The sequence below is a fragment of the Duganella sp. Leaf61 genome (genome assembly GCF_001421905.1).
GTDB lineage: Bacteria > Pseudomonadota > Gammaproteobacteria > Burkholderiales > Burkholderiaceae_D > Rugamonas > Rugamonas zoogloeoides.
In genome coordinates, this window is record NZ_LMLM01000012.1 from 789,405 (window position 1) to 810,366 (window position 20,962).

The following is a 20,962-nucleotide window of genomic DNA, read 5'->3' on the forward strand; positions in this document are numbered from 1 at the left end:
GTTACAGCGTGACCGGACGCGAGGCCAGCTCGCCATACCACTCGTCGGCCAGCACCAGGTAGAACGGCTGGCGGTTGTCGATGCGGCCGAACTCGATACCGTAGACGCGGTTCTGCGCATACAGCGCATCGCCGGCAGCCAGCTTCTGCTGGGTGAACGTCGATTGCGGCATATCGAGCACCACGCGCTGCTGGCCCTCGCCTTCGCGCTGCAGGGTCAGGCGCGTGCGGTCGGCGCGGTCAGGGGTGATGCCGATCTCGAGGATGCGGTAGTTACCGTCGGCCACCTTGCGCTTGTCGCCGCTCGAGCTGTTGCTCGAATCGCCGAGCGAGTCCGAAACACTGCCGCTCGACGCGGAACCGGCGCTCGACGCCGACGAGGCGAAACTCTCGGCCTGCGCCTGCAGGGTCAGGCCAAGCGCGGCGGTGGCGACCGCCAGGCGGAGTAAAGACGAAATAGTCATCAAAAATTCCTTAAACGAGGGAGCTGCCAGTATAAAGGCAGGCGGGTGTTACTTCATAGCACCACCTGCGCCGGGCCAGCCAGTTCGGACTCCCGGAAAACCGCAGATTGTTGTTCCAACTCAGCGGTCGGCTGAAGCTTATTCAGCAATGCCGTATAATTTTAGACCCGCGATGTCCATGCCCCATCCTCTGAAGGTATCAAATGAATAACTCCGTGTTCCGTCCCGTCATGTCCAAGGCCGATGCCCAGCTGCGCGAAATCCTCGCGCGCCGCATCATGATCCTCGACGGCGCGATGGGCACCATCATCCAGCAATACAAGCTCGATGAAACCGCGTACCGTGGCGGACCCGCAGGGCGCTTCATCGACTTCGCCGCGCCGGCCGACAGCGGCGCGCGCGAGCTGTTCGTCAAGGGGAACAACGAGCTGCTCACGCTGACGCAGCCGCAGATCATCCAGGAAATCCACGAGCGCTACCTGGCGGCCGGCGCCGACCTGATCGAAACCAATACCTTCGGCGCCACCACGATCGCCCAGGACGACTATCACATGGCCCACCTGGCCTACGAGATGAACCTGCAGGCGGCCAAGCTGGCGCGCGCCGCGTGCGACAAGTACAGCAGCGCCGACAAGCCGCGCTTCGTGGCCGGCGCCTTGGGTCCTACGCCGAAAACCGCATCGATCTCGCCGGATGTGAACGACCCCGCCGCCCGTAACGTCACGTTCGACCAATTGGTCGCTGCGTACCACGAGCAAACCCGCGCGCTGGTCGAAGGAGGCGTCGATGTGCTGCTGGTCGAAACCATTTTCGATACGCTCAACTGCAAGGCCGCGCTGTTCGCCATCGAAAAATTCTACGACGAGAATCCGGGCCAGGAACGCCTGCCGCTGATGATCTCCGGGACTGTCACCGATGCGTCGGGCCGCATCCTGTCCGGCCAGACCGTGCCGGCCTTCTGGAACTCGGTGCGCCATGCGCGCCCGCTCACCATCGGCCTCAATTGCGCGCTGGGCGCGGCGCTGATGCGCCCTTACGCCCAGGAGCTGTCGCAGATCGCCGATACGTTTGTCTGCATCTACCCGAATGCCGGCCTGCCCAACCCGATGAGCGACACCGGCTTCGACGAGCTGCCGGCCGATACCTCGGCGCTGCTGCGCGAGTTTGCCGAAGCGGGCTTCATCAACATCGCCGGCGGCTGCTGCGGCACCACGCCTGACCACATTGCCGCCATCGGCCAGATCCTGGCCAAGACCGAGCCGCGCTCCGTGCCGCAAGTGCCGGTGGCGCAGCGCCTGTCGGGCCTCGAACCCTTCACGATCGACGAGAATTCGCTGTTCGTCAACGTGGGCGAGCGCACCAATGTTACCGGCTCGAAAGCGTTCGCGCGCATGATCCTCAACGAGCAGTACGACGAAGCGCTGTCGGTCGCGCGCCAGCAGGTGGAAAACGGCGCCCAGGTCATCGACATCAACATGGACGAGGCGATGCTCGATTCGCTCGCCGCCATGACGCGCTTTTTGAACCTGATCGCGTCCGAACCCGATATCTCGCGCGTGCCGATCATGATCGACTCGTCGAAATGGTCGGTGATCGAAGCGGGTCTGAAATGCGTGCAAGGCAAATCGATCGTCAACTCGATCTCGATGAAGGAAGGCGAAGAAGAATTCATCCGCCAGGCCAAGCTGTGCCTGGCCTACGGCGCCGCCGTGATCGTGATGGCGTTCGACGAGAAAGGCCAGGCCGACACCTTCGAGCGCAAGATCGAAATCTGCGAGCGCGCCTACCGCCTGCTGGTGGACCGCGTGGGCTTCCCGCCCGAAGACATCATTTTTGATCCGAACATCTTTGCCATTGCCACCGGCATCGAAGAGCACAACAACTACGCGGTGGACTTCATCAACGCTACCCGCTGGATCAAGGACAACCTGCCGCACGCGAAGATCTCGGGCGGCGTGTCGAACGTGTCGTTCTCGTTCCGCGGCAACGATCCGGCGCGCGAAGCGATCCACACCGTGTTCCTGTACCACGCCATCAAGGCCGGCATGACCATGGGTATCGTCAACGCCGGCATGGTGGGCGTCTATGACGACCTGCCGGCCGAACTGCGCGAACGGGTGGAAGACGTAGTGCTCAATCGCCGCGACGACGCCACCGAGCGCATGATCGACATCGCCGGCACTTTAAAAGCCGGCGCCGGCAAGCAGGATGCGCAAAACCTCGAGTGGCGCGACGCGCCGGTGGAAAAACGCCTGGCGCACGCGCTGGTACACGGCATCACCCAGTTCATCACCGACGACACCGAAGAGATGCGCCAGCAGGTACTCGCTGCCAACGGCCGCCCGATCCACGTGATCGAAGGCCCGCTGATGGACGGCATGAACATCGTCGGCGACCTGTTCGGCCAGGGCAAGATGTTCCTGCCGCAGGTGGTCAAGTCCGCGCGCGTGATGAAGCAGGCGGTGGCCCACCTGATTCCGTACATTGAGGAAGAAAAGCTGGCCGAGGAAAAGCGCACCGGCATCGTCGCCAAGCCGAAGGGCAAGATCGTCATGGCAACCGTCAAGGGCGACGTCCACGACATCGGCAAGAACATCGTCACCGTGGTCCTGCAATGTAATAACTTCGAGGTCGTGAACATGGGCGTGATGGTGCCCTGCTCCGAAATCCTGGCGCGCGCCAAGCTGGAAAACGCCGACATCATCGGCCTGTCCGGCCTGATCACGCCGTCGCTCGAAGAGATGGCGTACGTGGCGAAAGAGATGCAGCGCGACGACCACTTCCGCATGCTGAAAATTCCGCTCTTGATCGGCGGCGCCACCACCAGCCGCGCCCACACGGCCGTGAAAATCGCCCACAACTACGAAGGCCCCGTGGTGTACGTGCCCGATGCATCGCGTTCGGTATCGGTGGCGCAGTCGCTGCTTACGCCCGAGAGCCGCGAGCAGTACATCCAGGAGATCACCGACGACTACCAGCGCATCCGCGAACAGCACGCCAACAAGAAGGCGCTGCCGATCCTGTCGATCAAGGATGCGCGCGCCAACCGCATGAAGCTGTCGTTCGACGGCGCCTGCGCGCCGGTCAAACCAAAGTTCATCGGCCGCCGCGAGTTCCGCAATATCGACCTGGCCCTGATCGCGAAATACATCGACTGGGGCCCGTTCTTCCAGACCTGGGACCTGGCCGGCCCGTTCCCCGCCATCCTCACCGACGAGGTGGTGGGCGAAGCGGCGACCAAGGTGTTCGAGGAAGGCCAGGCCATGCTGAAAAAGCTGATCGACGGCCGCTGGCTCACCGCCAACGGCGTGATCTCGCTGCTGCCGGCCAACACCGTCAACGACGACGACATCGAGGTCTACACCGACGACACCCGCACCACCGTGGACTTCACCTATTACGGCCTGCGCCAGCAGGGTGTGAAACCGGTGGTCGATGGCGTGCAGCGCCCGAACCAGTGCCTGTCCGACTTCATCGCGCCGAAAGACTCCGGCGTCAAGGACTACATCGGCATGTTTGCCGTGACGGCCGGCCTGGGCATCGAGAAGTACGAAAAACGCTTCGAGGATGCGCACGACGACTACTCGTCGATCATGCTCAAATCGCTGGCCGACCGCCTGGCCGAAGCGTTTGCCGAATACCTGCACGAGCGCGTGCGCAAGGACTTGTGGGGCTATGCGCCGGACGAAGCACTGACCAACGACGAGATGATCGCCGAAAAATACCTGGGCATCCGCCCGGCGCCCGGCTACCCGGCCAACCCCGAGCACACGGTCAAGCGCGAGATGTTCAACACCATGCAGGCCGAAGACATCGGTATGATCCTGACCGAGTCGTATGCGATGTACCCGGGCGCCGCCGTCTCCGGCTTCTACTTTGCGCACCCGGAATCGAAGTACTTCGTGGTCGGCAAGATCGGTGACGACCAGGTGAGCGACATGGCCGCGCGCCGGGGCGTGGACAAGCTGGAAGTGGAGCGCTGGCTGGCGCCCAACCTCAGTTAAGCAGAACTAGCACCGCACCAATTTACCCGCGCCCGTCGCGGGTAAATTTTGCCACCGCCAGTCCGCCGAACAGCACCGCAAACCCCAGCAGCACCGCGATCGAAGGCGCCGCGCCGGCCAGTCCCAGGCCGCGCCACGTGACGGCGTCAAAACCATCGATGGCCCAGCGCGTGGGCATCACCAGCGTGGCCGTCTGCATCCACTGCGGGAAGATGAACGACGGCACCCACGCGCCGCCCAGCACCACCATGATCAGGGTCGCAAACACGGCGATGCCGCGCGCCGCTTCCGGCGTCTTGCCAAAGGCCGCGATCAATAATCCGAACGATGCGGTGACCAGCGCGAAGCCCACGGCCACGCCGAGGAAACCCGCCAGGCTGACCACCTGCACGCCGAAAATCAGCGCCGCGCACAGGAAGATCGCGCACAGCAGGCCGACCGCGATCACGGTCGCCGACACCGCGCGCCCCGCCACCACGGTGGCCAGCGAGATCGGCGCTGCCAGCAGCCGGTTCCAGATCCCGAGCCGGCGCGCGGCCAGCATGGCGATGCCCATCTCGATGCCCATGAACAGGATGAACTGCACGCCCATGCCGCCGAACGAATGGGCGTAGCCATTGTATTTGGGGCCGCTGGACAGGGCCTCGTCGCGAGTGGCGAACGGCATCGACATGCCGCCGGCCTCGGATGCCGAATCGGTTTTGGCGCCGGTGCGCGCCTGTTCCGCGTCCGCAACCGCGCGCTGGTCCTGGAATTTTTTCAGGCTGTCCAGGAAGTCGCCCAACTGCGCGGCGGCGGGATCGGTGCGGGCCGCTTCGCGCACTTCGGCCAGCTGCCTGGCGGTGTTGGCGGCACCGGCGCTGCCCATCACGGCCGAACTGGTGGTCTGCATCACCTGCTGCGTGAGCAGTCCCTTGACCATCGCCAGCACCGTCGATTGCGACGGGTCGTAGTACAGCGGCAGCTCGGGCTTTTTGCCTTTGGGGCCGGCGAACAGCGCGCTGTCGGCGGCGTCGCCGAAACCGGCAGGGATCACCACCGCGACCGCGAGTTTACCGGCGCGCACCTTTTCCTGCGCCTCTACCTCTGTCAGCTCGGTGACCCGCAATGTGCTTTCGGCCTTCAGGCCGGCGGCGATCTTGCGGCCGCTGGCCGACTGGTCGAGCACCACCAGGCCGATGTCGATCTTGCCGGTATTCGACTTCGACGCGCCGCCGAACAGCGAACCGAAAATCGCCGCCAGCAGCACCGGCATCAGCAAGTGCAGCATCAGCGCGCGCTTGTCGTTCACGTACAGGATCAGGTCCTTGCGGACCAGTGCCAGGAAGGGAGTGATGGCTGTCATGGTGGTTCCCGTCAGTCGCGCAGGCTGCGGCCGGTAAGGTTGAGGAAGATGTTTTCCAGCGACGTGCGGGCGGTGGCGAAATGCAGCACCGGCGTGTCTTGCGCAGCCAGCCAGGCCAGCACCGGCGCCGCGTGCACGCTGGCAGCGAGGTCGATATCGAGTGCGGCGCCCTCGGTGCGGATGGCCGTCACACCCGGCTGCGCGCGCAAGGCGCCGAGCAGCGCGGTCGTGGGCGGCACGGCCAGTTCCGCGTGCAGGGCCGCCTGCGCGGGCAGGCGCTGGTACAGCGCGGCCGGGGTTTCGTCGGCCAGTACGCGGCCGTGGTCGATGATGACGATATGGTCGGCCAGCCGCTCCACCTCTTCCATGTAATGGCTGGTGTAGATCAGCGAACGGCCTTGCGCCTGCAGGGTTTCAAGCGTGTCGAAGATGGCGTTGCGGCTTTGCGGATCGACGCCCACGGTCGGTTCGTCGAGGATCAATAATTGCGGGTCGTGCAGCAGCGCGGCGGCGATATTGAGGCGGCGCTTCATGCCGCCCGAGAAGGTCGAGGGTTTGTCGCGCGCGCGGTCGGCCAGGTTGACCAGCGCCAGTACGGCGTCGCAACGCTGCTTGAGGTGCGCGCCCTTCAAGCCATACAGGGCGCCGAACAGTTTGAGGTTGTCGATGGCGGGCAGGTCTTCGTACAGCGCCAGGTCTTGCGGCACATAACCGATGTTGGCTTTGGCAGGACTGGCGCCCTGCCCGACCGGCGCACCGTCCAGCGTAATGGTGCCGGTGTCGGGACGCAGCAGGCCGCAGATCATGCCGACAGTTGTCGATTTGCCGGCGCCGTTGGGGCCGATCAGGCCGACGGTCTGGCCCTGCCGCACCTGGAACGACACGCCATCGACCGCCCGCCGCTCGCCATACGATTTGCTGATGCCGTCCACCTGAAGCAGTACCGGTAATCTTGCCGCCATGATCATCCTTGCTGTTTTGACAGCAGACGAGCATAGCGTTTTGCTATCTATGCAGCAAGTTACAAATCAGCAATCTAGCGTTTTTCCCAAACATACAACAACCGTCTCGGGGTGCCTCGAAAACCGTAGCGAGCGGCTTGCTATCGTCTCGAGTAGCGCAAGCGTACTGAAGTACGCTGAGCAACGCAGAGGCGATAGCAAGCCGCGCAGTAGGTTTACGAGCGCCCCATCATAAAGCGTAGCGGACGACGTTATCGCTCCACTCGAAGGCGGCCAGCTCCAGCTCGACCAGCTCTTCCGGGCTCATCGCCAGTTCGCGCAGCGCGGGCAATACCTGGTGGTCGAGTTCCTCGATCCGTTCCAGCGACTCGGCCAGGGTCAGCAGCTCGCCGTAGAAACCGGTACGGTCAAGCAAGGCGGCAGCGACTTCGTCAATTACGGGAATCTGGCCGAGGATTTCGTACATCGGCATGCCAAACAGCGTGTCCATCAGCGACATGATGCCGACCGTGAATGCGACATCGGCCGCGTGCGGTTCGCGCGGACGCAGCCGGCTGGCCAGCAGTTCGAGCAGGCGGCCGCGCGTGGTGGCCAGCATCAGCAGCGGCGTCATGCTGTGGCCGCGCTTGCTCGGTTCGGCATACAGCATGATTTGCAGCCAGCGCTGCAACTGGCGCCGGCCCAGCAGGGTCAGGGCCTGGCCCAGCGAATCGATGCGCTGGCGCGCACCCACGGCCGGGGTGTTGACCAGTCGCAGCAGGTTCAGCGCCAGCGAAACGTCGCGCTTGATGGCGCGCTCGATTTCCGGGTTGTCGGCGTCGGACGTGACCAGGGTCATCAGTTCCATCACCGCCAGTTGCGACGGCGACAGCTTCTTGCCGCTCATGATCACGGGCTTGGAAAAATAATAGCCCTGGAAATAGTCGAAGCCGAGGTCGAGCGCATTCTTGAATTCCTCGCGCGTCTCGACCTTTTCCGCCACCAGCTTCTTGCGCTGCTGGTGGAACTGCGGCGCCAGCTGCATCAGGGTGGACAGCGGCGTGTGGTGCACATCCATCTTGACGTATTGCACTAGCGGCAACAGGGCAGCGGTTTGCCCCGCCTCGTGGCTGCCATGCAGGGCGAACTGGAAACCGTGGCTGGCCAATTCGTGCATGCGCTCAAGCAACTCCGGCGTGGCCACCACGGTGTCGGCAATTTCCAGCACCACGCGTTGCGGTGGCAGGAAGGCGAAGATATCGGTCATCAACACGTCGGCATCGACATTGACGAAGCCGCGGGCCTCGCCGATCGTGCGCTCCATGCCCAGCTGCGAGGCATGGGCGATCACGGCCGCCGTGGCGGACAGCTCGTCGGTGACCAGCGCCGGCCCCACCGGCTCGTTACGAAACAGCAACTCGTAGCCGAACAGCGCCTGGTTGCGGTCCAGGATGGGCTGGCGGCCCAGGTAAAATTCGCGTACGCGCAGCTTGCGGGCGCCGTCGTCGTTGGCGGAAAGATCGATCATGTGCGTCAGTCAAAAATATTGGGCAGGTCGCCTACCATTTTGACAGCAATGCCTGCCCATGTGGCGATCGCTGATTGTGTTTCGCCGCTTTAATCGCCGCTTTGCATGGTTTGTTGCGGGGCGCCATCAATAAACAGCTTCAGCTCGCCCGGCGCGAAGGCAATCCAGCGCTCGTTGGTGGTCAACGGTTCGGTGACGATTACCGCCACGCGGTCGTCCGGCGTGGTGACCTGGGCGAAATCAACCGTGACATCCTCGTCCGACAGCATGGCGGTATCGAACGGGTGCTGGCGCACCAGGTAGAACAGGCGGGTGGAGCAATGGGCAAACAGCTCGCCGCCCGACGACAGCAGCATGTTGAAGGTGCCGTGGGTGGCGATCTCGGCCACCAGCGGCTGCAGCGCCGCATGTAAATCGTCGCGCGTGGGCCGTTGCTCGCCGAAGCGCGCGCGCAGCTGCTGCAAAATATAGCAAAAAGCCCGCTCGCTGTCGGTGGTGCCCACCGGGCGGAAAGCACCGTTGAGCAGCGGATTGAATTCCTTGAGGTCGCCGTTATGGGCGAATACCCAGTATTGCCCCCACAGCTCGCGCACGAACGGGTGGCAGTTTTCCAGCGCGACCTGACCTTGCGTGGCCTTGCGGATGTGGGCAATGACGTTGGTGGACTTGATCGGGTAATTCTTGATCAGCTCCGCAATCGGCGAAGCGATCGCAGCCTGGTGATCGACGAAGTGGCGTACGCCGGCGCCCTCGAAGAAGGCGATACCCCAGCCGTCGTGGTGATGGTCGGTGCGGCCGCCGCGCATGGCGAAGCCGGTAAAGCTGAACACAATGTCGGTTGGTACATTGCAGTTCATGCCCAGAAGTTGGCACATGATGATCTCTTAAAATGAAGCTGGCGTGCGCATCGTAACCGAATCGGCCACCGATGCGCAGCCATAAAGAGCACCTGCGCCGTATTTATACCTTAATGCAACAGCACCGGCTGACTCATGAGCTCATCGTAACTGCCCAAAAATTCATCGATTTCAGCCATGGTGGGCTCGTTGGCGATCAGTTCGTTGACATCGCGACGGAAGTTTTGCGCCAGGACGCCATTGATGAAGATCTCGCGCTTGCCGCCTTTGTCGACGATTTCGTAGCCGCCAAAGCGCAGTGCGTCCAGAGTGCGGTCGGCGCCAAACTCGACAACGCTGTACTGCTCGCTGTTATAGATGAGATTCATATTGCTTCCTTTCTCCAGGGGGCCTGCTTGGTTTCACTCTCAGCTTCAGAAATGGGGCTGAAAGCATGCGATTCAAGGGCTTGCTGTAGATCAAAGAGCCGATCTGCCGGCTGATTCAGGCCGCGATATCGGGTTGCAATGCCAGCAGCGCATCGTACGGCGGCCCGGACAGCCACTCGCGCAGCAGTGCCAGGTGCTCGGCCGAGGCCAGGCTGATGTAGAGCTGAGCGGGGGGACGGCGCAGCACACGGTTCAATGTTACCCGTAAAACGAGATTACCGCTGCAATGCAAACAGCCGGGTGCGATCCGGATAACATTCGCGGCATATTTTGGAGGGGAATCTTCAAACACCAGGGCCGAGCCGCCATCGGACAGGCCCTCGAGGATGATGGCGCTGGGCACGCCCTGCTGCAGCAGCGCGGCAATGGCGGTCTCGCGCGCGCCGGCGCGGGGGCCCGTGACCAGCCACGTGGGCACCGGCGCCCGGGGGCCGGCGGCCACCGTGGCGTTGACGTCAGTCACGGGCTGAGGCGGCCTTTTTTGCCAGTTTGCCCGGCTCGACGCCCAGTTGCTTGAGCTTGCGGTACAGGTGGGTACGTTCCAGGCCGGTTTTCTCGGCCACGCGCGTCATGCTGCCGCCTTCGCGTCCCAGGTGGTGCTCGAAGTACATACGTTCGAACGCATCGCGCGCCTCGCGCAGTGGCAGGTCGAACGACAGGCTGAACGAGTGGTTGTCGGCGCCGGCCACGGTGGCGCCGCCGCGCACGGCAATCGCCGCTGCCGGGTTCGGTGCATTGAAGGCTGCGCCGGGCGCTTCCTCGGGCTGGGCCGCCAGTACCGGGCGCGGCGCCACTGGCGGCGTGCGCACGGTTTCCTGGGCGCGCGTGAGGCCCGCCTGCACTGCCTTGAGCAGTTTTTGCAGCGCGATCGGCTTCTCGAGGAAGTTCAGTGCGCCGATGCGGGTGGCCTCGACCGCCGTATCGATGGTCGCGTGGCCCGACATCATGATCACCGGCATCGTCAGCAAGCCGTCACGCTGCCATTCCTTGAGCAGGGTCACGCCGTCGGTATCGGGCATCCAGATATCGAGCAATACCAGGTCGGGTGCACCGGCGGCACGCGCCTCGCGCGCCTGCTGGGCGTTTTCCGCCAGTTGAATTGCGTGTCCTTCATCGCTGAGGATTTCCGAGAGCAACTCGCGGATGCCCATCTCATCGTCCACTACCAGTATGTTTGCCATCTTCCCTCGCCTTCTACATGTCGCCGTCGTGCGGCGTCGTTTGCTTATTTATTTTCTAAATGCGTTGCTTACTTCGATTAAACATTTTGCATTGTCGGCGCTAACTTTAACAGCAAAATCAATATGGACGCGCCACTTCTTTCAGTGTGGTTCTGGATATCGATTCTGCCGCCGTGTTCGTCGATAATCTTCTTCACCATCGCCAGGCCCAGGCCGGTTCCGCGCGCCTTGGAAGTGACATATGGTTCAAATGCGCGCGCCAGGATCTTGGGCGCGAAGCCGGGACCATTGTCGCTGATCGACAGCCGCACCGCCATCCGTTCGCCACCGTCCGCGCCCCGATAATGAATCGCTTCGGTAACCACGTCAATCCGCGGCGCCGGGGCGTCCGCCGGCAGCTCGGCCATGGCATCCTGGGCGTTTTGCAGCAGGTTGTGTATGACCTGGCGCAACTGGGTCGCATCGCCCATAACTGGCGGCAAGTTTTGCGCCAGTTGCGGGTGGATGATGTCGCTGCTCTCGCCGCTCAGGTACAGGTCGAGGATTTCGCCCACCAGCGCGTTCAGGTCGAGCGGATGCAGCACCGCCGGCGGCGTGCGCGCATAGTCGCGGAAGTCGTCCACCATGCGCTTCATGGCCGCCACCTGGTTGACGATGGTGGTCGTGCTCTTGGCCAGCAGCTCGGTATCGGGCGAGACCAGCTTGCTTTCCAGTTTCATTTGCAGGCGCTCGGCCGACAGCTGGATCGGCGTCAGCGGATTCTTGATTTCGTGGGCCAGCCGGCGTGCCACCTCGCCCCAGGCGATCGAGCGCTGCGCCGAAATCACGTCGGAAATATCGTCGAACACCACCAGGTAGCCGCTGCCGCCCTCGATCGGCAGGCGCGAGCCGCGCGTGAGCAGGGTCAGGTCGTGGTCGTCCAGGCTGGCCGAGCGGCGCGGCACCTCGATCTGGCGCTGCCAGTGGGTGCGCTGGGCGGTGCGCCCGGCGGCCGACTGCGCGCTCTGGGCGGCAAAGCCGGCCACGATGGCGGCGCCGAACTCCTGCATGCCGTCCACCTCGTCGAGCTTGCGGCCGATCATGGTCATGCCCGGCAATTGCAGGATGCGCTCGACCGAATCGTTAAAGCTGATCAGGTGGAATTCGGCATCGAGCACCATCACCCCGGCCGACATATTGGCCAGCACCGATTCCAGATGGGCCTTGGCGTTTTGCAGCGCCGTGCGGTTACGCTCGACCGCGCTGCGGGCGTCCGACAGTTGCCGCGTCATGGTATTGAACGATTGCGTCAGCGTGCCCAGCTCGTCGGACGTGGCAACGATCGGGCGTGGCGACAGGTCGCCCTCGGCCACCGCGCGCGTGCCTTCGGCCAGCAGCAACAGCGGCTGGGCCAGGTCGCGGGCGATCAGGAAGGCGCTGGCAATGGCGCCAAACACTGCCAGCAGCAGGGTCAGCGTCAGGGTGACGATATACATCTTGCGCAAGCCCACGCGCGCGACAAACCGTTCCTTGTAATTGGAATAGGCACTGCGGATGGTCTCGCCGTTGGCAGCGAGCTTGGCGGGCGCCAGCTGGATCAGTTGCAGGTAGCGCGGCGCCAGGCGGAAGCCGTTGGGCCGCACCACCTCGGGAATGGCCATTACCACGCGCAGGCGCAGCTGGCTGGCGCTGTCCGGCTGGTTGACGGGCGCGGTGGGGACATCGATCAGGTTGCTGCGCAGTTCGTTGCCGCCCTCGGGTGCACCGTAGGCCACCTCGCTCTTGGCGCGGGCCATCATCTCCCTGGTGGGCAGGTCGGCGCTGAGGTTGCCGCCGCTGCTGGCGCGGGCGCTGACAACCAGGCCGCCTTCGGCATCGACAATGATGGCGTTCTGCATGCCGGGATGATTCTTGACCAGTTCGGCGAGCATCTGGCGCTCGGTACCTGTGGGTTCCTGGGCCAGCCGTTCGGTGGCGCGGGCGGCAGTCACGGTCAGCTCGCCGAGCGCCGCGTCGAGACCGGCACGGCTGAGGTCGATACCGGCCTCCAGCGCCTCTTCCACCGGCACATTGAACCAGGAATCGATCGAATGCGAGACGAACTGCACCGACACCAGGAAGATCACCAGCCCCGGCAGTACGCCGATGGCGGCAAACAGCAGCACCAGCCGGGTCATCAGCTTGGAGCCGAACTTGCCATCCTTGTAACGGCCGTACAGGCGGAACAGCGAGATGGCGACGAGCAGCAGCAGCGCGCCGGCCACCGCCGCGTTCAGGCCCAGCAGCCAGGCATAGTAGCGGTCGAAGAAGCCGGAGTTATCAGAAGCCGAGGCCAGCAGGAACAGCAGGATGCTGACGAAGGCGCCGCCGACGACCGCAAAGTACCGCAGCATCCTGCTCACTTATTCGGCCCTGTAAAGGAAGGATTTTTTGTCCGACGCCAGGCGCCATTCATTGTTGTTGAGGGCGTTGATCTGGATCGGCTTGGGCAGGTAGTTGGGGTCGAGCCCCATCGACAGCTTGACGGTATAGGTTTCGCCCACCTTGAGCGCGCCGCGCGGCGCCACGATCCAGCGGTTGGGGCGGCGGATCTGGAACAGCGCGTCGTCGAGCGACGAATAGCTTTGCGCCACGCTGCCGGTGATGCCCACCGTGTACTGGCGGGTGAGCACGTTGAACCAGATCTTGGCGGTCTGGCGCGCGACGATGGCTTTTTCGTCGAACCAGTACCAGCGCGGGCGCGAGAATTCGATGGTGGTGGTGAAGTACAGCGGCACGCCGTATTGCAGCGCGTCTTCCAGGCCGTGATTGAGGTCGAAACCGTAGGTAGCCGACAGGCGGTAGCCTTCTTCGGTCGCTTCCACGAAGGCGCGCTTGATCTCGACGCCGTCCGCAGCGCGTGCCGCCTGCGGCATGGCGCAGGCAATCAATAGCAGCAAGGGGCCGATCAACAGGCGCAGAAATCGAAGGGTCACGGTGCTCAACAGGTGCGGGGTGGCTAAAGCTTGGGCAAAATCGCTGGCAAAACGGTTACGCATTTTTCTGGAACAGCGCGTAGAACAAACCATCGTGATCCTGCCCGTCGCCACCGGCGGGAAGCAATTGGCCCGGCGCGTCGAGGCGCGCGGCGCCGTGGCGCACGGCAAACGCGGCCGCCTGCGCCTCGGATTCCTGGGGCCACAAGGAACATGTCACGAACAGCAATTTACCACCGGGGGCAAGCATCTGCCAAAGGTTGTCGAGGATTTTGGCCGAAAGTGTTGCAAGTTGGAGCGTGTCACCCTTGCGGCGCAACCAGCGGATATCAGGGTGGCGGCGCACGATGCCCGACGCCGTGCACGGCACGTCGGCCAGAATACGGTCGAACAATTGACCGTCCCACCAGTCCGAGGTCTCGGCCGGGGCGGCCTTGAGTTCGGCGTCCAGTTGCAGCCGTTCGAGGTTTTCGCCCACCCGCGCCAGGCGCTTGGCATCGGCGTCAAGCGCGGTCACGTGCACGTTGGCCAGTTCCAGGATATGGCAGGTTTTGCCACCGGGCGCAGCGCAGGCGTCGAGTACGCGCATGCCGTCGGCCACATCGAGCAGCGGCGCGGCCAGCTGGGCGCCGGCATCCTGCACCGACACCACGCCGTCGTTAAAGCCGGGGATCAGGCTGACGGCCACCGGTTTGACCAGGCGCACGGCCGACGGGCCGATGCGGGTGGCGGCCATGCCGGCCTGCTCCAGCACGGCCAGGTAGTCTTCCACCGAGCTTTTACGCACGTTGACGCGCAAGGTGAGCGGCGGCGCGGTGTTGCCGGTGGTGAGCACGCCCTGCCAGTCCTGCGGCCAGGCCGCGCGCACGGCGTCGATCCACCATTGCGGGTAGTTCCAGCGCGCCAGCGGCTGCAGCGAGGCGGTATCGAGCAGATTCTGGCGCTCGCGCAGGAAGCGGCGCAGCACGGCGTTGACCATGCCCTTGGCACGGGCGGTGTCCGGGTGCGCCTCGGCGGCGGTCACGGTCTGATCGACCACGGTGAATTCTTCGTAGGGCGCGGTTTCGTCCGGGGCGTTGATCAGCGCCAGCGCGCAGGCCAGCAAGGCCGCCACCAGCGGCTCGGGCGCCTTGGGCGCCATCAGGCCCACCAGGGTTTCGCTCTGGCCCAGCTGGCGCATGCAGCGGTAGCTGATGTCCTGCATCGCGCCGCGCGCCTGCGGCGTCGCATCGCCACCGAGGCGGGCCCACACCTGCACCAGCGCCTGTGGCAGGTTGGTACCAGTGCGCACCAGCGCCACGGCTTGCGCCGCGCCGATCAGGGAAAATGCGAGGGAATCGGGTTTGAGGCCGGTATTAAAACCTGTTTGCAGCGCCGGCTTGAGGTCGCGCGCGTGGCTGGCGCGCAGCGTGGGCGCAGCGGGCTTGGCGGGGGACTTCAGGGAGAGTGTCGGTCGCTGCTTGTTCATATGCTAATTCCAGATGGCGGCCGGCAGCCGTGATCGCGCAGTATACAGCAGCACCTTTCATATGGCGATGATATGCGCGGGCCACACATGTAAATCTCGTTTCAGATACCGACGCGCGGTGACCGGGCCCGGTCAAACCAGTATAATATTTGCAGTTTGGCTCGTGCTTTCGCGCCGGCCCGAAGCGTAACACTTCGCATTTTGATGATTATTTAGCGCGGCTCCGCCGCCACCCTGCTCATGCTCGCCCAACAAAAACAAGATATCACCGCCCTGTTCCAGGCCGCCCTTGCTCCGATCCTCGCTGGCACGGAAGTCTTCGCCAACGTCGTGCTCGAGCGTCCGCGCGATCCGTCGCACGGCGACGTCGCCTGCAACATCGCCATGCAACTGGCCAAGCAGCTCAAAATGAACCCGCGCGAGCTGGCTACCCGCCTGGTCGATGCGCTGCGCGCCGATCCTGCCGCCGCCGGCCTGGTGGAGTCCGTGGATATCGCCGGCCCCGGCTTCATCAACCTGCGCGTGACCGCAGCGGCCAAGCAGGCCGTGGTCAAGGCCGTGCTGGCCCAGGGCGCAGCGTACGGTCGCAGCGCCACCGGCACCGGCCAGAAAGTGATCATCGAATTCGTCTCCGCCAACCCCACCGGCCCGCTGCACGTGGGCCACGGCCGCCAGGCCGCGCTGGGCGATGCGCTGTCGTCGCTGTTCGGCAGCCAGGGCTACGACGTTACCCGCGAGTTCTATTACAACGACGCCGGCGTGCAGATTCAAACCCTGGCCAACTCGGTGCAGGCACGCCTGCGCGGCCACAAGCCCGGCGACGCGGCCTGGCCCGAATCGGCCTACAACGGCGACTACATCGCCGACATCGCCGCCGACTTCCTGGCCAAAAAGACCGTGTCGGCTTCCGACGGGGCGCCGGCCACCGCCTCGGGCGATATCGAGGACATCGAATCGATCCGCGCGTTTGCCGTGACGTACCTGCGCAACGAGCAGGACATCGACCTGCAGGCGTTCGGCGTCAAGTTCGACAACTACTACCTCGAATCGTCGCTGTACCAGGACGGCAAGGTCGAAGCCGCCGTGGACATGCTCAACAAATCGGGCAAAACCTACGAGGAAGAAGGCGCGCTGTGGCTGCGCACCGAAGACTACGGCGACGACAAGAACCGCGTAATGCGCAAGACCGACGGCACCTACACGTATTTCGTGCCCGACGTCGCGTACCACATCGTCAAGTTCCAGCGTGGTTACAACCAGGCCATCAACGTGCAAGGTTCCGACCACCACGGCACCATCGCCCGCGTGCGCGCCGGCCTGCAAGCGGTCGGCCTGGGCATTCCGCAAGGCTTCCCCGACTACGTGCTGCATAAAATGGTCACTGTCATGAAGGGCGGCGAAGAGGTGAAAATCTCCAAGCGCGCCGGTTCGTACGTCACCGTGCGCGACCTGATCGAATGGTCGGGCGGCGGCGACATCACCAAGGGCCGCGATGCCGTGCGCTTCTTCCTCATCTCGCGCAAGGCCGATACCGAATTCGTGTTCGACGTCGATGTCGCGCTGAAAACCTCGGACGAGAACCCGGTCTATTACGTGCAGTACGCCCACGCGCGCATCTGCCGCATGCTGGAACAGTGGACTGGCGACGAAGCCTCGCTGGCCAACGTGGACCTGGCGCCGCTCACCGCCCCTACCGAAGCGACCTTGCTGGCCACCCTGGCTGCGTACCCGGAAACGCTGGCGCGCGCGCAAGCGGAGCTGGGCCCGCACCAGATCGCGTTCTACCTGCGCGACCTGGCCGCCAACCTGCACAGCTTCTATTTCGCCGAGCGCGTGCTGGTGGACGACGAGGCGCTCAAGGCTGCGCGTATCGCGCTGATGGTCGCCACGCGCCAGGTGCTGCGCAACGGCCTGGCGCTGATCGGCGTTTCGGCTCCCAATAAAATGTAATGATCAGGATCTCCAGCACAATGACTTTCCGCACTCCGCAGCTCCGTACCCCGCGCCAACAGGGCAATACCTTCGTCGGCATCGTTATCGGCCTGGTCATCGGCCTGGCCGTGGCGGTGGTCGTGGCGCTGGTGATCAACAAGGGCGCCTCGCCGTTTACCGACAAGGCCCGCAACAGCAAGTCGGCCGAAACCACGGCGGGCCAGGCGGCCGATCCGAACAAGCCGATGTACGGCAACAAGGAAGCGGCACGCGCCGCCGCCAAGGACCTGGGCCGCGAGCCGCCACCACCGGCGCCGGCCACCCCGCCGCCGCCCGAGCCGGCACCGGCCAAGGCGGCCGACCAGTTGCAGGCCGTGGTCGATCGCATCCAGGGCACGCCGGCTGAAAAGCCACGCGCCTCCAACGTCACGCCGGTGCCGACCGGCAAGGCGCCAACCACTGCGGCCACCACGCCAGCGGCCGCCGGCGACGAGAAATACATCTATTACCTGCAAGCGGGCGCGTTCCGCGAAGTGGCCGACGCCGAAAGTGCGCGCGGCAAGCTGGCCCTGCTCGGCTTCGAAGCCACGCTGTCGGACCGCACCACCGATACCGGCGTGCTGCACCGCGTGCGCATCGGCCCGTTCCAGCAGGTCGAGGCGATGAACAAGGTGCGCAGCAAGCTGTCGGAAAACGGCATCGATGTGGCTGTCGTACGCAATCAGAAATAACTTAGCAAAAGTAAATCCAAGGAGTGAAGATGCGAGTCCTGAAATACGCAGTAAGCGCCATGCTGATGAGCGCCGTGGTCCTGTCGGCCTCGGCCTCGCCTACCGATCCGAAAAACGGCGTCGAATACCGCACCCTGCCCACGCCGCAACAGGCCGACGCGAAAAAAGTGGAAGTGATCGAATTCTTCGACTACGCCTGCCCGCACTGCTACGCGCTCGACCCGTCGCTGCAAGCCTGGATCAAGAAGCAGGGCGGCGCCATCATCTTCAAGCGCGTGCACATCTCGCGCACCGGCACCGACCTGCCGCAGCAAAAAATGTTCTACACGCTCGAATCGATGGGCCTGATGAACGACGCCATGAACACCAAGATCTTCACCGAGATGCACGTCAACCGCAACCGCATGAACCGCGACGAACTGGTGTTCGACTTCGTCGCCAAGCAGGGCGTCGATCGCCAGAAGTTCATCGACACCTATCGCGGTTTCGGCGTGCAGGGCCAGGTGCGGCGTGCCTCGTCGCTGATGGATACCTACGGCGTCGATTCGTGGCCGATGTTCGCCATCGATGGCAAGTACGTGACCTCGCCGGCCATGTCCGACGAAGCCACCAAGGCCGCCACCACCGAAGCGCAACTGCACGCGCAGGGCTTCCAGGTGATGGACGTACTGGTCGCCAAGGCGAAAGCGGAAAAGAAGTAAGCATGTCCCGCCCGGACGCGCCCATGGAGCGCCACCATGCAGCCTGAGTGGGGCCACCAGCGCGTGTTCATCACCGGCGCCTCGAGCGGCATCGGCGCCGCGCTGGCCGCGCATTACGCGGCACTGGGCGCCACGCTGGGCCTGCTGGCCCGGCGCGGTCCGGCGCTCGACCAGCTGATCGCCACCCTGCCCCACCCTGAACGCCACCGCGCCTACGCGGTCGATGTGCGCGACCACGCGGCCATTGCCGCCGCCGCGCAAGACTTCATCACCTGTACCGGCGGCATCGACGTGGTGATCGCCAATGCCGGCATCTCGGTCGGCACCCTCACCGAATACGCCGAAGACCTGCCGGTGTTTGCCGACATCGTCGCCACCAACCTCACCGCCACCGCCGCCACGTTCGCGCCGTTCATCGCCACCATGAAGGCGCAGCGCGCGCCGGCACGGCTGGTGGGCATCGGCAGCGTGGCCGGCATCCGTGGCCTGCCCGGCGCCGAGGCGTACAGCGCCTCCAAGGCCGCCGTGATCAGCTACTGCGAATCGCTGCGCCTGGAGCTCAAGCCTTACGGCATCAAGGTTGTCACGCTGTGCCCCGGCTATATCGACACGCCAATGACCCGCGTCAATCCGTACCCGATGCCGTTCCTGATGACGCCCGGTCGCTTCGCCGCGCGCGCCGCGCGTGTCATCGACGCCGGCAGCAGCTACGCCGTGATTCCGTGGCAGATGGGCGTGGTGGCCAAGGTGCTGCGTCTGCTGCCCAACCCGGTGTACGACTTCGCCTTCGGCAAGGCGCCGCACAAACCGCGCAAACCGCGCAAACAAACTTCATGAACGATCACTCCACGCTCGTCTCGCCAGCCGCGATCACCGCGCTGTGCGCCGCCAGCGCCAGCCACGTGGCGATCGAAGCGGTGTTTGAGACCGGTTCTACCAACGCCGACCTGCTGGCGCGCCTGAACAACCTGGGCACCTTGAGCGGCCCGCTGCTGCGCATCGCCGACCAGCAAAGCGCGGGACGCGGCCGTGCCGGGCGCAGCTGGCTGTCCGCGCCCGGCGCGGCGTTGATGTTCTCGCTGGCGTGGCGCTTCCAGGGTCCGCTGCACCGCATGACCGGCCTGCCGATGGCGGTCGGCGTGGCGCTGGCCGAAACCATGGCCGGCCTGGGCGTGCCGGTGCAGATCAAGTGGCCCAACGACCTGCTGAAGGGTGGCGACAAGCTGGCCGGCATCCTGGTCGAAACTTGCGTCGATAAGACCGATGGCGCCATCTGGGCCGTGATCGGCACCGGCATCAACCTCCTGATGCCCGATGCGCTGGAACAGCAGATCGGCCGCAGCGTGGCCGCTGCCCCGTGGCTGGCGCAAATGGACCGCAACGCGCTGGTGGCCGCGCTCCTGAACCGCCTGGCAGCGGTGCTGGCCGAATTCGACGACACCGGCTTTGCGCCGTTTGCCGAACGCTGGAACGCGCTGCATGCGTGGCACGGCCGCGAGGTGATGCTGCTCGATGACGGCCATGTGCTGCAACAGGGCCGCGCCGTGGGCGTGGACGCCATCGGCCGCCTGCTGCTCGACACGCCGAACGGCCGGGTCGAAGTACTGTCCGGCGATGTCTCGCTGCGGCTCTCTCCCGAACAATCAACCGGAAACACCCCATGCTCCTGATCGATGCCGGCAACACCCGCGTGAAATGGGCGCTGGCCGCCAATGATGCCGCCCCGGGCGACTGGCTCGAACACGGCGCCGTCACCCATGCCGACCTGCCGCAGCTGGAACTGGCATGGAGCGAAGCCGTGGCGCGCCACGGCGTGGGTCGCATCGTGATTGCCAACGTGGCCGGCAACGCGCTGCGGGTGCAGCTCGAGTACGTGTTGCAGCGGGCGTTTCCGGCGCTGGACCTGGACCAGGCGATTACCTGGTTCGCGTCCGTGCCGGCACTGGTGGGCGTGACCAACGGCTACCGCAACCCGGCCCAACTCGGGTGCGACCGCTTTGCTGCCGCCATCGGCGGCCATGCGCTGGCGCCGGGCCAGTCCATCATCGTCGCCAACTGCGGCACCGCCACCACCATCGACGCCATCACCGCCGACGGCTTTTTCCTGGGCGGGATGATCCTGCCGGGACTGGGCCTGATGGCTGGCGCGCTGGCGCGCAACACGGCGCAGCTCCCCCGCATTGCCCACGATGCCAAACTGCCCGACGGCTTCGCCGACAACACCGACGACGCCATCCTGAGCGGCTGCATGGTGGCCCAGAGCGGCGCCATCGAACACGCGTTTGCCCAGCATGGCGCGGCCATGTGCATCCTGTCCGGCGGCGCCGCGCCGCATATCGCACCGCTGCTGACGGTGCCGTACCGCCTGATCGACAATGTGGTGTTGATCGGCCTGCATGCATCGGCCGCTGCCGACATTTAACCGTTCC

The 20,962-nt window shown here is 64.6% G+C and carries 18 protein-coding genes; 7 read left to right on the forward strand and 11 right to left on the reverse strand.

The window, feature by feature from the left end:
- Position 1: 1 nt before the first annotated feature.
- The gene (locus ASF04_RS12400; RefSeq protein ID WP_056141742.1) at positions 2–463 is read right to left on the reverse strand and encodes a hypothetical protein; all 462 of its coding nucleotides are present in this window, start codon (positions 461–463) and stop codon (positions 2–4) included.
- A gap of 230 nt (positions 464–693) precedes the next feature.
- On the opposite strand from ASF04_RS12400, the gene metH reads away from it, so the two are divergent.
- Positions 694–4,467: a methionine synthase gene (gene metH, locus ASF04_RS12405; protein WP_056141745.1), complete on the forward strand. Its 3,774-nt coding sequence runs from the start codon at positions 694–696 to the stop codon at positions 4,465–4,467.
- 22 nt (positions 4,468–4,489) lie between these two features.
- On the opposite strand, the gene ASF04_RS12410 is transcribed toward metH, so the two are convergent.
- From ASF04_RS12410 to rsmB, 10 genes are all read right to left on the reverse strand, one after another.
- Positions 4,490–5,812 carry an ABC transporter permease gene (locus ASF04_RS12410; protein ID WP_056141747.1) on the reverse strand — a complete coding sequence of 441 codons (1,323 nt, stop codon included), beginning with the start codon at positions 5,810–5,812 and terminating at the stop codon, positions 4,490–4,492.
- An 11-nt stretch (positions 5,813–5,823) separates the two neighbouring features.
- The gene (locus ASF04_RS12415; protein ID WP_056142039.1) at positions 5,824–6,774 is read right to left on the reverse strand and encodes an ABC transporter ATP-binding protein; all 951 of its coding nucleotides are present in this window, start codon (positions 6,772–6,774) and stop codon (positions 5,824–5,826) included.
- A gap of 229 nt (positions 6,775–7,003) precedes the next feature.
- A complete protein-coding gene (locus ASF04_RS12420; protein ID WP_056141750.1) occupies positions 7,004–8,281 on the reverse strand; it encodes an EAL and HDOD domain-containing protein in 1,278 nt (425 codons plus the stop codon).
- Positions 8,282–8,370: 89 nt separating this feature from the next.
- On the reverse strand, positions 8,371–9,156 hold the full coding sequence (locus ASF04_RS12425; RefSeq protein WP_056141753.1) for a class II glutamine amidotransferase: 786 nt from the start codon (positions 9,154–9,156) through the stop codon (positions 8,371–8,373).
- Positions 9,157–9,248: 92 nt separating this feature from the next.
- The gene (locus ASF04_RS12430) at positions 9,249–9,506 is read right to left on the reverse strand and encodes a DUF3567 domain-containing protein (RefSeq protein WP_019924426.1); all 258 of its coding nucleotides are present in this window, start codon (positions 9,504–9,506) and stop codon (positions 9,249–9,251) included.
- 115 nt (positions 9,507–9,621) lie between these two features.
- Complete coding sequence (locus ASF04_RS12435; protein ID WP_056141756.1) at positions 9,622–10,029, reverse strand: hypothetical protein; 408 nt, start codon at positions 10,027–10,029, stop codon at positions 9,622–9,624.
- Positions 10,022–10,747 (reverse strand): response regulator, encoded by a 726-nt coding sequence (locus ASF04_RS12440; RefSeq protein WP_019924428.1) that lies wholly within the window; start codon positions 10,745–10,747, stop codon positions 10,022–10,024. Before ASF04_RS12440 ends, ASF04_RS12435 begins: the two co-directional genes overlap by 8 nt.
- Before the next feature lie 77 nt (positions 10,748–10,824).
- Complete coding sequence (locus ASF04_RS12445; protein ID WP_082488717.1) at positions 10,825–13,119, reverse strand: ATP-binding protein; 2,295 nt, start codon at positions 13,117–13,119, stop codon at positions 10,825–10,827.
- A gap of 9 nt (positions 13,120–13,128) precedes the next feature.
- Positions 13,129–13,764, reverse strand: coding sequence for a DUF4390 domain-containing protein (locus ASF04_RS12450; RefSeq protein WP_056141761.1), 636 nt, complete (start codon positions 13,762–13,764; stop codon positions 13,129–13,131).
- Positions 13,757–15,169 (reverse strand): 16S rRNA (cytosine(967)-C(5))-methyltransferase RsmB, encoded by a 1,413-nt coding sequence (gene rsmB / locus ASF04_RS12455; RefSeq protein ID WP_056141764.1) that lies wholly within the window; start codon positions 15,167–15,169, stop codon positions 13,757–13,759. Before rsmB ends, ASF04_RS12450 begins: the two co-directional genes overlap by 8 nt.
- Positions 15,170–15,409: 240 nt before the next feature.
- Between rsmB and argS the strand changes: the two genes are divergently transcribed.
- Genes argS through ASF04_RS12485 form a run of 6 tightly spaced genes read left to right on the forward strand, consistent with a single transcriptional unit; the run spans position 15,410 to position 20,955 of the window.
- On the forward strand, positions 15,410–17,119 hold the full coding sequence (argS, locus tag ASF04_RS12460; protein WP_056141765.1) for an arginine--tRNA ligase: 1,710 nt from the start codon (positions 15,410–15,412) through the stop codon (positions 17,117–17,119).
- A 20-nt stretch (positions 17,120–17,139) separates the two neighbouring features.
- Entirely contained in the window at positions 17,140–17,832 is a 693-nt protein-coding gene (locus ASF04_RS12465; RefSeq protein WP_056142040.1) for an SPOR domain-containing protein, read from the forward strand.
- 29 nt (positions 17,833–17,861) lie between these two features.
- Positions 17,862–18,533, forward strand: coding sequence for a thiol:disulfide interchange protein DsbA/DsbL (locus ASF04_RS12470; RefSeq protein ID WP_056141768.1), 672 nt, complete (start codon positions 17,862–17,864; stop codon positions 18,531–18,533).
- A 36-nt stretch (positions 18,534–18,569) separates the two neighbouring features.
- Complete coding sequence (locus tag ASF04_RS12475; protein WP_056141771.1) at positions 18,570–19,370, forward strand: SDR family oxidoreductase; 801 nt, start codon at positions 18,570–18,572, stop codon at positions 19,368–19,370.
- Positions 19,367–20,203: a biotin--[acetyl-CoA-carboxylase] ligase gene (locus ASF04_RS12480; RefSeq protein WP_056141773.1), complete on the forward strand. Its 837-nt coding sequence runs from the start codon at positions 19,367–19,369 to the stop codon at positions 20,201–20,203. The genes ASF04_RS12475 and ASF04_RS12480 overlap by 4 nt, the downstream gene beginning before the upstream one ends.
- The gene (locus ASF04_RS12485; RefSeq protein ID WP_056141776.1) at positions 20,194–20,955 is read left to right on the forward strand and encodes a type III pantothenate kinase; all 762 of its coding nucleotides are present in this window, start codon (positions 20,194–20,196) and stop codon (positions 20,953–20,955) included. Before ASF04_RS12480 ends, ASF04_RS12485 begins: the two co-directional genes overlap by 10 nt.
- Positions 20,956–20,962: the final 7 nt, after the last annotated feature.